This window comes from Paenarthrobacter sp. PH39-S1 (genome assembly GCF_030063245.1).
GTDB lineage: Bacteria > Actinomycetota > Actinomycetes > Actinomycetales > Micrococcaceae > Arthrobacter_M.
Map to the genome: position 1 here is coordinate 23,626 of NZ_JASISR010000017.1, position 11,974 is coordinate 35,599.

Annotated in this window: 11 protein-coding genes; all 11 read right to left on the minus strand. The window is 64.4% G+C overall.

The features are described 5' to 3' along the window. Positions 1 to 187: 187 nt before the first annotated feature. Positions 188 to 1,150 (minus strand): ferritin-like domain-containing protein, encoded by a 963-nt coding sequence (locus tag QMG52_RS12200; protein ID WP_283560675.1) that lies wholly within the window; start codon positions 1,148 to 1,150, stop codon positions 188 to 190. 275 nt (positions 1,151 to 1,425) lie between these two features. Then, the gene (locus tag QMG52_RS12205) at positions 1,426 to 2,364 is read right to left on the minus strand and encodes an alkaline phosphatase family protein (protein WP_283560676.1); all 939 of its coding nucleotides are present in this window, start codon (positions 2,362 to 2,364) and stop codon (positions 1,426 to 1,428) included. A gap of 751 nt (positions 2,365 to 3,115) precedes the next feature. Further along, a complete protein-coding gene (locus tag QMG52_RS12210) occupies positions 3,116 to 4,768 on the minus strand; it encodes an ABC1 kinase family protein (protein ID WP_283560677.1) in 1,653 nt (550 codons plus the stop codon). A gap of 293 nt (positions 4,769 to 5,061) precedes the next feature. Continuing rightward, the gene (locus QMG52_RS12215; protein WP_283560678.1) at positions 5,062 to 5,703 is read right to left on the minus strand and encodes a 3-oxoacid CoA-transferase subunit B; all 642 of its coding nucleotides are present in this window, start codon (positions 5,701 to 5,703) and stop codon (positions 5,062 to 5,064) included. Beyond that, complete coding sequence (locus tag QMG52_RS12220; protein ID WP_283560679.1) at positions 5,700 to 6,395, minus strand: 3-oxoacid CoA-transferase subunit A; 696 nt, start codon at positions 6,393 to 6,395, stop codon at positions 5,700 to 5,702. The genes QMG52_RS12215 and QMG52_RS12220 overlap by 4 nt, the downstream gene beginning before the upstream one ends. Before the next feature lie 46 nt (positions 6,396 to 6,441). Continuing rightward, a complete protein-coding gene (locus QMG52_RS12225) occupies positions 6,442 to 7,653 on the minus strand; it encodes a thiolase family protein (RefSeq protein WP_283560680.1) in 1,212 nt (403 codons plus the stop codon). A gap of 74 nt (positions 7,654 to 7,727) precedes the next feature. Next, entirely contained in the window at positions 7,728 to 8,189 is a 462-nt protein-coding gene (gene pcaC / locus QMG52_RS12230; RefSeq protein WP_283560681.1) for a 4-carboxymuconolactone decarboxylase, read from the minus strand. Positions 8,190 to 8,241: 52 nt separating this feature from the next. Beyond that, a complete protein-coding gene (locus QMG52_RS12235; protein ID WP_283560682.1) occupies positions 8,242 to 9,036 on the minus strand; it encodes an alpha/beta fold hydrolase in 795 nt (264 codons plus the stop codon). Then, entirely contained in the window at positions 9,033 to 10,541 is a 1,509-nt protein-coding gene (locus tag QMG52_RS12240) for a lyase family protein (protein ID WP_283560683.1), read from the minus strand. Before QMG52_RS12240 ends, QMG52_RS12235 begins: the two co-directional genes overlap by 4 nt. A gap of 4 nt (positions 10,542 to 10,545) precedes the next feature. Continuing rightward, positions 10,546 to 11,142 carry a protocatechuate 3,4-dioxygenase subunit alpha gene (gene pcaG / locus QMG52_RS12245; RefSeq protein ID WP_283560684.1) on the minus strand — a complete coding sequence of 199 codons (597 nt, stop codon included), beginning with the start codon at positions 11,140 to 11,142 and terminating at the stop codon, positions 10,546 to 10,548. After that, a complete protein-coding gene (pcaH, locus tag QMG52_RS12250; RefSeq protein WP_283560685.1) occupies positions 11,142 to 11,960 on the minus strand; it encodes a protocatechuate 3,4-dioxygenase subunit beta in 819 nt (272 codons plus the stop codon). Before pcaH ends, pcaG begins: the two co-directional genes overlap by 1 nt. Positions 11,961 to 11,974 lie beyond the last annotated feature (14 nt).

The window sequence follows — 11,974 nt, forward strand, 5'->3', positions numbered from 1 at the left end:
GGCTCTTCGATGCCCAAGGGGCGGCTTATGGACCGGGAAATTCAACTGCACCGGGAAATTCAACTGCACCGGGAGATTCATCGAGCCGTCCGAAGCGGCAGGACGTGAAAACGGTTCCGATGGTTTTCCCGGGGCGGCCGTCGCCCCGGGAATACCACCGTCTCAATGGGCCTGCTGGTGTCTGGGCCTAGTCACCGTCCCCGTCGTTGTCACCGCTCGTGTTGATCACGCCGTTCACCCCGGCCGGGAAGAACCCGCCCGAGCGGACCGCTTCAGAGTTCAGGTACGCGATGTTCAGTACCTGGGCCGCGCTGCGGCTGAATGCAAGACCGTTCGCGTCCGCCGGTACAATATTTGCCGCGGTGCTGGTCCCGATGCCCTGGTCGAGGTCTGTGGGGCCGTCCAGGCTGTCCCGGGCGTCGGAAATCTTTTGCACGGTGGGATAGATGATGGACGGTGCACCAACGCCGAGTGTGTACAGCGTGGTCCTGATGAGGCCGGCATGATAAGCCTCCACCGCCAGGATGCCGGCGGCGGCTTCCAGATAGGTCTTATTGCTGATCAGCGGGGCCGCCCCTTTATAAGCGGTCACCCCCACATCCTCGAAGATGAACGCAGCGAACAGGAAGTTCAATTCGTTCGCATACGCGTCGAAGGTCTGGTAATTCCCGATGATGCCCGCCGCCCTGGCGGCCGCCGTGAAGCTGGCATCCAGGCTGATCCGTGGCCTGGACACTGCCGCTCCACCCAAGGCACTGCGCAGGAAGGTCACATGTGCCTTTTCGTCGGCGGCAATCTCCTGCGCGAATCTTTTAATGAAGGGCGTGACAAATGGGACCGCCCGGCCTCCATCGACCGGGCCCCGGGTGCCGGTTCCGGTCGTCATGTTGTCGGGCAGTCCGACCCCGGTGACGGCCCGGAGATAAAACTCGGCCTCAAGGTATTCAAGATTCAGCGCGAAATTCAGGATCGCGGAATCGCTGGGCGCCTGCGCATCGGCCGTGGCTGCGCCGGCCGCAGCGCTGGAGGCCATGATGGCAGCCCCCGCACCGAAACCGGCAATCCCGGCGGCTCTGAAAAAGCGGCGCCGGTCCACGGAATTTTCCGCGCTCCGGCCGATGGCGTCGATGATGAAACGTTGGTCGAACATCTTAGGTTCTCCTGCCATTTTCGGTAAATGGCGGGGGCAGGATTCCCCAGCACGCATCCTCCATATGCGACTGCCCTCGTCGCCGCAGCCCTCATGACCGTGACAGAAGTCACCATACCTGACCCTGCCAGCCGTGGGAAGCTTCCGCGTTGACTCAGCAAAGATGCCCGCGCGCGTACGTAAGGGGAATCCTTTGACAATGTCCGCGCAACAGGTCCGACCACCGCCCGTTTGAGCCGTCTCCCTGTCCGAGGAAAGGCCGGATGGCCGCGCGGCTATCGGAGCATGTCGGTCATGATCGGCGCGTTGCTGTCGTTGCCCGTCAGTGGTGCCAGGCCCCACGAGCTTTCTATCGTATGCAGCAGGGAATAGTGACTGTAGGCCACATCGGAGGTGTACACCTTTTTGGCGGCAGGCCCCGCGAAAATCGTCGACACCTTATTATTGGCCCCGCTGCCCTCGTCCCAGGTGATCACCAGGAGCGAATTCTGCGTCGTAAAGGCCGGTGAGGCCAGGATCTGTGGCACCTGCTGCGACAGCCAGGTGTCCCCGGTCTGCACCGAACAGTCATGCATGTCATTGCACATATCCGGGCTGATGAACGCATAGTCAGGCAAAGTTGAGGCGCCCTTAAGGTCGGCCCCGAGCTGCGAGAACGGCACGTCGTGCGCGGCGCAGGTGGCCTTGTTGTCTGTGACGCTGGGATAGTACATAAACGGGTTGTGTTTCACCGCGTAAGACCCCGAGTTGTTCGGGGTGCAGGGAGCGGGCATGCCCTCCGCATACATCTTCCAGATCCGGCCGGATTGCTGAATTTCACCGGTGAGGGCGGGCACCCTTGCTGTGCAGTCGCCGCCCGGCGGGTTGCAGTCGTTCGTAATACCGGCGTTTGTACCGCTGGTCAGGGCGAGGTAGTTGGGCAGGCTCGGGTGAGTCACCGCCTGGTAGTTGGTGGCCAGCGAATAATCGGCGGCGAGCTTGTTGATAAACGGGGCCGCCGCATTGCCGATGATGTTGGAGGAAGGCTTGTTCTCCTCAACAATGATCACCACATGTTTTAGCCCGCGGGATGCCGTCCCGGTGGTGGGCGTGCCGGTCCCTTGCTGGTTCTGCGCGGCGTCCTGGGACGACAAGGGCGACGGCGGCCCGGCAGTCGGGCTTTCAGCTACACAGCCCGTGGCCAGCACGAGCGTGAGGACGCTGAGAAATAACACACCATTGCGTCCATTTTTTAGCCTCATGCCTCGATGGTAGTTCAGGCTGCGAACCCGTTCGCGCATCTGCAAAAAAATAACTTGCCGGACAAAGAACGCGCCTCTCCTGCCTCAACTGACCGGCAACTCCGTGACCGCGGCCGCTGCTATGGCTTCCCGGATGCGCCGCAGCCCGGCATCGGCGGCCGAGTTGAACGTTGAAGTCGGTCGCCTCGGCAACAGCTTTCGGACACCGGAAGCGTCCGGCATGGCGTCAGAACTCGTTCTCTGGACCTTCGTAAACAAGCAGGTCCACGCCAAACCACTGCCTCAGATAAACTCGCAGATTCCGCATGTAAGAACGATATCTTTCACATGTGACAGTCCGCTGAACGCATTCTTAACGTTGACCTAACGGCATCAGCTGACCTGACTGCACGGACTGGGTGCCCGCTGGACGCCAAGCCCGCGAATCGGCTCACCAGTACCGGGCTCATCATTGCCCTTCCCGTCCTCGGCACCACCATGTATTCCCAACTGACCGGTCCCGGCACCGGGCCCGGTGCGGACAGCTCCCGCCCCGTCCTCACTTTTATCGCCCTGTGGGTGCTTGTCTTCCTCTCGGCCGCCTAACCGCTGGCGGCTCGGCCCTGGCCCTGATGCTGCTCCTCCGGTGGCGTTAAAGTCCGAATAAACGCGCTTCGTTTTGTTGGCAGGCTGCCGGGATGCCCAACATGTGCCCGCATGGACAGGTGCCCGGACCGCGCCGTGGTCAGGGGGACCTGCGTCGACGCCGGGCTGTCCACGCGAGGTAGGTGCCGAGGCTGCCCACAGCCCCCAGTCCGGAACCTATCAACGGCCCTTGCCACTTCTGCCAGCGCAGGCTGTCACCGGTACTGATTTCTCCCACACCACGGATAAGCGCTGCGGCGATCATGGCGACTACGACCCGATTGCCCATTCGTTCCAGACGTGCGACGAGCGGTTCGAGTTCAGCGGCCCGGAGGTGGACCTCGACACCGGTTCGATCCACCAGCGAAAAAAACCGGCGAAGCTGTTGAGGCAGCTCAAGGCCGAGCTGGACTGCCTCGGAGCCTGCCATGCCCAGGCGCCGGGCAAGCGCAGCCGGGGAGAATCGCTCGAGAGCCAAACGCTGTATGTGCGGTTCCAGCGCCTCTGCCAACTTAAACCCGGGATCAAGTAGTACGCCCATACCCTCAGTCATAACGATCATTTTCATCAGCAGGGCCATCTCCCGCGGTAACTGGAGGTGGTGCCTGCGCAGGATGGCGAGTGCTTCGGTGATCACGCGGCCGACGGGAATTTCTGCCAAGCCGCAGTCGGCGTAGAGCCTTATCACGGGAATAAGGTCTGCCTTCAGCAGGGCCGGATCCGTTGCTGACCTCCTCGCGGTCATCGCCTGCAGGGCATTGGCAACTTTGTCCGCGTCTTTTGAAACGAGTGCCTCCAGGAGATTCCCCAGCTGCTCACGCAGTTCGGCATCCACATTTCCAACCATTCCGAAATCGATCAGCCCGATCGTCCCACCGGGGCGGATGAAGAGGTTTCCCGGGTGCGGATCGGCATGGAAGAAACCATCGTCAAAAATCATCTTCGCGGCTGTTCCGGCCGCCCGGGTAGCGAGTTCACGCCGGTCGATGCCGGCGGCGTCCAACGCCGGCAGGTCATTGACCTTGATGCCGCGGATACGTTCCATGGTCAGCACCCGGGTCGTCGTCGTGTCCCAGAAGATGGCGGGGATGTTGATACCCGCATCGTCAGCGAAGTTCCTGGCGAAGCGCTCCGCGTTGCGTCCTTCCTGCAGATAGTCCAGTTCAGCGCGCAGGGTTTGTGCGAATTCGGAGGCAATCCCTGGAAGGTCATAGTCCGCGGCAGCTTCCCAGTGCCGGCCCGCTTGCACCGCAAGGTTCTGGAGGATTTCCAGGTCTTCCTCGACCTGTGCGACGACGCCTGGGCGGCGGACCTTGACCACCACTTCGGAGCCGTCGGCCAAGGATGCGGCATGGGCCTGTCCGATGGAGGCCGAGGCCAAAGGGACCCGGTCAAACACCGCGAAAAGTTCTGCGGTGCCCTTGCCCAATTCCTGCCGGATAAGGTCTTCAATGACGTCAGCGGAAACGGCAGGCGCAGAGTCCTGCAACTTGGCCAGTTCCAGTTGGTAGGCCGGGGGCACAAGGTCGGGTCGGGTCGAAAGGATCTGGCCCAGTTTAACAAAAACGGGTCCCAGCTCTTCAAGGGCCAACCGTACATGTTCAGGCGGCGTGACCCCTGCAGTCAATTCCTGTGCGTTTTCAGGGGTGGTCGGAAGCCATTTCTGAATTCCGCTGACGCCAAGCAGGAACGCCAACCCGTGGCGTGAAAAAGTCTCCGCAATAAAGCGATACCGATTCAAATGGTTGCTCACTCGAAAATCCTTCCGTCCGGTAGTAGGGTGCTCCAGCGCCCTGAGTCTATTCGTTTCCGGATGACAGAGGACACGAAACCAGACTGCGCCTTGAACCCCCCCTGTCGTCGCCTGCAGACCGACGGCTACAACGGGGATGACGGCTACAACGAGGATATCGTGCAGGTACGGAGCGGCCGCTTCCCGCGGCTGCCCGGCATTTCTGGTTACCACCCGTTCAAGGCGCCCGTCGGGCGCACCTTGGCGCCGCCGTCGCACTTCACCGTTCGTCGCAGCCCGCCGCTGCAGACTCGTCAGACGGAGCTCAGCAGGGGTGTATCCATCCGGGCCGCCAGCTCCTCAAATGACATGCCGTAGGTCTCCCGGACGCGCACGCCGTCGGGTCCGATCAGGAAAACCGCCTCGTTGGTGTAGACGCGGGTCACGCAGCCCACTCCCGTGAGCGGATAGCTGCACTCGGGGACGAGCTTGGATTTTCCGTCCTTGGTAAACAGGGACATCATCACGTAGACCTCCTTGGCTCCGGTGGCCAGATCCATGGCGCCGCCCACGGCGGGAATTGCGTCGGGCGCGCCGGTGTGCCAGTTCGCCAGATCGCCGGTGGCGGAGACCTGGAAGGCGCCCAGGACACAGACGTCCAGGTGGCCGCCGCGCATGATGGCGAAGGAGTCGGCGTGGTGGAAGTACGATGCGCCGGGGAGCTCCGTGACGGGGATCTTGCCGGCATTGATCAGGTCCTCATCGATCTCGTCCCCCACTGCCACCGGTCCCATGCCGAGCATGCCGTTTTCCGTGTGCAGGGTGATGTTTTGCTCCGCCGTGAGGTAGTTGGACACCAGTGTGGGCTGCCCGATGCCGAGGTTCACATACGATCCGGCCGCAATGTCGCCGGCCACCAATTGGGCGAGCTGTTCCTTGTTGAGTTTGGTGCTCACTGGTTACCCTGTTCTTTCACGGCTTTGGCCGGGGCGGCAATCTCGACGACGGTGTTGACATAAATGCCGGGAGTGACGACGGCCTCGGGGTCCAGCTGGCCGGTCAGCACAATGCCGGTAACCTGAACGATGGTCCGTTTGGCCGCCGCCGCCATGATCGGCCCGAAGTTGCGGGCCGTTTTGCGGTATACAAGGTTGCCGGACCTGTCCGCGGTGAGCGCCTTGATCAGTGCAATGTCCCCATGAATGGGCGTTTCGAAGACATACCCCCGGCCGTCGATGAGACGGGTCTCCTTGCCCTCGGCCAGCATGGTGCCGTAACCGGTGGGTGTGAAAAACCCGCCGATGCCGGCCCCGGCTGCGCGGATGCGTTCGGCCAGGTTGCCCTGCGGCACCAACTCCAGCTCGGTCTCCCCGGAGCGGTAGGCGGCATCAAAATGCCACGAGTCGGATTGCCGGGGGAAGGAACAGATGATCTTCGACACCCGCCGCTCCTTGATCAGCAGCGCGAGCCCGGCATCCGCCTGGCCGGCATTGTTGTTGACCACCGTGAGTTGGGTGGCGCCGCCGTCAAGCAACGCGTCGATCAATTCCATCGGCTGCCCGGCGTTGCCAAATCCGCCGATAAGCACGGTTGAACCATCCCGGATGCCAGCCACGGCTTCGGCCGCCGAGTCCACAAAATTGAGCATCGGCCCAATCTCCTTAAGTTCAGTAGTGCCCGAATTCCGCCGTGGACTAGTTTGTTGTTGCGGCGACGTTTTCCAGCACGACGGCGAGCCCCTGCCCCACGCCGATGCAGATCGCCGCCACGCCCCAGCGCTGTCCGGAGAGCTGCAGCCGGCGGCCCAGGGTGCCCAGGATCCTGACGCCGGAGGCGCCGAGTGGATGGCCGATCGCCAATGCCCCGCCCCAGGCGTTCACCATTCCCTCGTCGATCCCCCAGGCGTCGATGCACGCGAGCGTTTGTGCGGCAAACGCTTCGTTAAGTTCGACGGCGGCCACGTCGGCCCAGGTGATTCCGGCCCGTTGCAGTGCCTGGTTGGCCGCCGCCACGGGGGCGAAGCCGAAGAATTGCGGCTCCAGGGCGGCGGCTCCCCGGCCGGCTATACGGGCCAACGGCGGCAAGCCCAGCAGTTCACCACCGGCTTCGCTGCCAATCCATGCCGCGGAGGCGCCGTCGTTCAACGGGGACGCATTGCCGGCCGTCACCGTCCCCCCTTCGGGTCCGTCGGCGACCGGCCGGAAGACCGTCTTCAGCCCTGCCAGCACCTCGGATGTGCTGGCAGGGCGGATGCTTTCATCCCGGGTGAGCGTGGAGCCCTGTACGGGCACCACCAGGTTGTCATAGTGCCCGTCGCGCCATGCCTTGTCCGCCAACGTGTGCGAGGCGGCGGCAAAGGCGTCCTGCCGTTCCCGGGTAATGCCGTGCCGCTGCCGCAGCTGCTCGGTGGCCTCTCCCAGGCTGACCGTCCAAACGGCCGGCATCTGCGGGTTCACCAGACGCCAGCCCAGGGTCGTGGACGCCAGGGCCAGGTCCCCTGCCGGGTAGGGGCGCTCCGTTTTCGGCAGCACCCAGGGAGCCCGGCTCATGGATTCGACGCCGCCGACCAGGAGCAGGTCCGCCTCGTCCGTGTTGATCTGCCGCGAGCCGATCATCGCCGCGTCCAGGCTGGAACCGCAGAGCCGGTTGACGGTGGTTCCCGGAACGGAGGTGGGCAGACCCGCCAACAGGGTGGCCATCCGTGCCACGTTCCGGTTCTCTTCCCCGGCCCCGTTGGCGTTGCCGAAGATCACCTCGTCGATGCGTCCGGGCTCCAGCCCGGGAGCGCGTTCGACGACGGCCCGCACCACCGAGGCGGCAAGGTCGTCCGGGCGGACGGTGGCCAGGCCCCCGCCGAACTTGCCGAACGGCGTTCGGATGGCGTCGTAAATGAATGCCTGCTTCACGGTACTCCTCTGTGAATTGGGGGCGCTTTTCTGGCGTTCCAGTGTTCTCGATCGTTTCAGGGTTTTCGGTCGTTTCAGGGTTCTCGATCGTTTCGGGGTCCGCTGCGGGTCTCTCCGTCGATGACGGCGAACACTTCCTGCGCCACCTTAAAGCCTACGTTGGCCGACGGTACGCCGCAGTAAATGGCGGACTGGAGGATGACTTCCTTGATTTCGTCCCGGGTCATGCCGTTGGTCAGGGCGGCGCGCACATGCATGGCGAATTCGTCCCAATGGCCGTGGGCAATCATGGCCGTCAGGGTAATGGCGCTGCGGGTGGTGCGGGGCAGCCCGGGTCGTGTCCAGATGCTGCCCCAGGCGTAGCGGGTGATCAGGCTCTGAAAGTCCTCGGTGAAGTCGTCCATGCTGGCACCGGCACGGTCTACGTGGGCATCGCCGAGGACTTCCCGCCGCACCGCCATGCCCTCGTCGAACACGTCCTGTTGGGTGCGGGAAAGGTCGGCGCTCGCGGGTCCAGAGCTCAGTTCGGCTGGCATTGACGACTCCTCATGGTTGGCACTGTGCATTTCCTGGTGAATCGGACGCGGCTCATGGTCCCGCGAAGAAAGCGGACAATAGTCCGGCCGTCTCCTGCGGCGCTTCGAGCGGGGCTTGGTGGGCGGCGGATTCGACGACCTCGGCGCGGCCGTGACGGACAGCGCCAGCGAGGGCTTTCACTATGGCGGGCGGGCAGACGGTGTCCTGCCCTCCGGCAATGGCAATCAAAGGAACCTCGATCCGGTCCAGGCTGTCCGTAATGTCGAATCCCGCCAGGGCTTCGCAGCAGCGGGCATAGCTGAACCTGTCGGCGTCCTGAAGGCTGTGAAGCAGCCTGGCGGACGCCTGGGGATGGTGTTCAACGAAGCCGGGGGCAAACCAGCGCTCAGCCGATCCGACGATTTGGGTGGGCGTGCCTTGGGCCTGCACGGTGTGGGCCCGGTCCAGCCAGCCCTGCGGCTCCCCCAGCTTGGATCCGGTGCAGATCGCGCCGAGGCCGGAGAACAGTTTCGGGAAGTCCACACCCAGCTGCAACGCCACACCGCCGGCCAAGGAAACGCCGGCGTAGTAGACCCTGCCCTGGGCAGGGATGTCCCCAGCTGCGCGAAGCGTGGACACGACGCCTGCCACTGCGGCGGCAAGCTCCGCCACGGAAAACGCTCCTGCCGACGCCGGGCTGGCCCCGTGCCCCGGCAAGTCGATGCCAATGACCTGGAATTCCGGCAGGAACGGCACGGCATCGCTCCACAGCGCTAGGGCGCCGGTGCCCAGGCCGGCGCCGGCCAACAGCACGTGCTTGCCCGGGCCCGCTGACAGTAATGTTGGTGTTATCTCCGGAAGGCTCATGCTTGTGCCCATTTCGAATATCGTCTGTCGATCCTGTCAATGAGGGTATCGTTTTGCCCCAAATAGCCCGACGGATTAAGCAGGGCAGCGAGGTCCTGGTCGCTCAGCACGTCCCGGGGCACGGCATCGCGCAGCAGGTCAATCAACGCCGGCGCGCCGTCCGCGAGAGCCGAGCTGACCATTGCCTGGATCCGTTTCCGGCCCGCACCGGCAGTGCCGTCGTCCAGCAGGGGTGCCACCTGGAGCATGATCCGCTCACTGAGCAGCAGTTCGCCGCCGAGCAGCAGATTGGTCCCGAGCGCTGCGGTGTGGATCCGGAGTCCGTCGGCAAGTTCGGCCAGCTTGGCGGCGGCGCCTCCGGCCAGGCGCAGCAGCTGCCGCAATGCCTGCCATTCAACATGCCACGAACCGTCGGGGCGTTCATCAATAGCAGCGCCCGCCGCAGTCTGCAGCTGTGCAAGGTGTCCCGGGGCGGCCAGCGCGGCGCTGCGGATCAGCACCGAGAGCACCGGATTCTGCTTCTGCGGCATGGCCGAGGAGACGCCGCGGCTGGTCGAGAGCGGCTCGGACACTTCCGCAATTTCCGGCCGGCTCAGCAGCAGCACGTCATTGGCGATCTTGCCCGCTGCAGCCAGGACGTCGGACAATGCGTGGCCCAAGGCCGTCACCGGAAGACGGTTGGTCTGCCAGGGCGCCAGCGGATCGGCCAGGCCGAGCTCGGCGGCCAGCGCCGAGGTCCACGTCAGCGGGCCGCCGTCGACCCTTTCCTGTTTGTCAGCCAGCGCAGCCCGTGTGTCAGCCGGCGCAGCCTGTGCGTCAGCCGGCGCAGCGCATGAGTCAGCCGGCGCCGTCTGTTGGTCAGCCAGCGCCGTCAGCGCCGCCATGGTTCCGGCCGCGCCGCCCCACTGCAACGGCAGCGCAGCGGTCACATCGTCAAGCTTTTCACCGCTTTCCCCCACCGCCGCCAGCCACTGTGCCGCCTTGAGTCCAAAGGTGGACGGCAGGGAATGCTGCGTGAGCGTTCGCGCGGCCATCAGCGTCCGGCGGTGCTCCGACGCCATCCGTGCCAACGCCCGTGCGGCGTTCCGAAGGTCCGTTTCGATGACATCGATGGCCCGCTGCGACATCAGCATCAGAGCCGTGTCAACAACGTCCTGGCTGGTGGCTCCCCGATGGATCGCGGCGGCAGCTTCCGGGGACTCGCCGGCAACGGCGGCCCTCAGATCGGCCAGCAGCGGAATCAGGGGGTTCCCCCCTTGTTGGGCACGCTCGGCAAGGGAGGCCGCGTCATAGTTGCCGGCCAGGGCGGCCCGGGCCACCATTTCCACCAGTGCAGCCGGGACAAGTCCCACCCGGGCCTGAATGCGCAGCCAGGCAAGTTCAACATCGAGCATCGCCTGGAGGAAGGCCTGGTCGCCGGTCAGCGCCGCAACCTGGGTCCCAGCCCAGGCCGGCGACAGCAGGCCGAAATCGCCGCCGTCGTGCAGCTGCCCTGCATCGGCCATGGCCCTACGCTCCCGGGAAACTGAGGAACACCGTCTCGCGGTCACCCTGCAGACGGACGTCCCAGCGGAGGTCTCCGTTGGCTTCGCGGGTGGCGATCAGGGTGTTGCGGCGGTCCTCGGGCAGGGCCGCCAGCACCGGATCCTTGGCCAAGGCTTCAGTGTCCTCGGGCAGATAAATGCGGGTGTGCAGCTTGTTCAGCAGCCCCCGCGTAAAGACGACGACGGCGATGAAAGGCGCGCTGCCGGGTGCCGTGCCCCCGGGGTTGACAGTGGTGAACGCGTAGCAGCCGACGTTATCCACTGATTCGCGGCCCCAGCCGGTGAAGGTGTAACCGTCCCGGCGCAGGGAGCCGGTCCCTTGCACGATCGTGCCGTCCTCGTCGGCCTGCCAGATTTCCAGCAGGGCATCCGGAATGGGGTCGCCCTGGCCGTCGTAAACGGTCCCGTGCAGCCGGAGCGCGCCCGGCCGGGCTTGGCTGACGAGCTCGCCATCTTTCGCATACGGCAAGGCATACTCGAAAAACGGCCCAATGGTCTGCCCGGGGGTGGCGGGAAGCTTCGTGGTCGCCGGCGTTTGTTCGGTGTCTGATGGTTCAATCATTATTCGCCGTCCTCATCTTCCATCCAGGTACGGTTGCTGCCGCTGAGCACAATGTCCCAGTTGTACCCGGTGGCCCACTCGTGCGTGGTGATGTCGTGATCGTAGCGCGCCACGAGCAGGTCCCGGGCCTTCTGGTCCGTGATGGACTGGTAGATCGGATCCAGCGCGAACAACGGGTCCCCCGGGAAGTACATCTGGGTGATCATGCGCTGGGTGAAGTCCGTGCCAAAGAGCGAGAAGTGGATGTGCGCCGGCCGCCAGGCGTTGTAGTGGTTCTTCCAAGGGTACGGTCCGGGTTTGATCGTGGTGAACTCATAGCTGCCGTCCGCGCCCGTGATGCACCGGCCAACACCGGTGAAGTTGGGGTCGATCGGCGCCGGATGCTGGTCGCGCTTGTGGATGTATCGGCCGGCCGAGTTGGCCTGCCAGATCTCCACCAGTTGGCCGCACACCGGTCGGCCATCGCCGTCGAGCACCCGCCCTCGAACCTTCATCCGCTCCCCCAGGGGCTCCCCGTTGTGCTGAATCGTCAGGTCGCTTTCCAGCTCATGGACATCGCGCTGACCGAACGCGGGGCTCCAGAGTTCGATGGTCTCCGGATCCGCGTGATGCAGGTCCTTGGTGGGGTGGCGCAAAATGGAGCTGCGGTAGGGCGCAAAATCGATACGCGGCTGGGTCTCCTCGGCCGCCCCCGCCGCAACTGCGTCCCGGTAGCTGCGGTGGATGGCCTGAATTTCGGCGCTCAGCGAGGCCTGGGTGTCGGCCGCCGCGTCGGAACTGACGACGACGTGGCTGTCGTCAAAGGTTTCATCTGGCATGACGTGGACTCCTG

What these genes read in the sequence shown, in the direction of transcription:
- pcaC (WP_283560681.1), bottom strand. Translation starts at nt 8,189, where the DNA reads ATGCCAGCCGAACTGAGCTCTGGACCCGCGAGCGCCGACCTTTCCCGC.
- QMG52_RS12235 (WP_283560682.1), bottom strand. Translation starts at nt 9,036, where the DNA reads ATGAGCCTTCCGGAGATAACACCAACATTACTGTCAGCGGGCCCGGGC.
- QMG52_RS12220 (WP_283560679.1), bottom strand. Translation starts at nt 6,395, where the DNA reads ATGCTCAATTTTGTGGACTCGGCGGCCGAAGCCGTGGCTGGCATCCGG.
- pcaG (WP_283560684.1), bottom strand. Translation starts at nt 11,142, where the DNA reads ATGATTGAACCATCAGACACCGAACAAACGCCGGCGACCACGAAGCTT.
- QMG52_RS12200 (WP_283560675.1), bottom strand. Translation starts at nt 1,150, where the DNA reads ATGTTCGACCAACGTTTCATCATCGACGCCATCGGCCGGAGCGCGGAA.
- QMG52_RS12240 (WP_283560683.1), bottom strand. Translation starts at nt 10,541, where the DNA reads ATGGCCGATGCAGGGCAGCTGCACGACGGCGGCGATTTCGGCCTGCTG.
- pcaH (WP_283560685.1), bottom strand. Translation starts at nt 11,960, where the DNA reads ATGCCAGATGAAACCTTTGACGACAGCCACGTCGTCGTCAGTTCCGAC.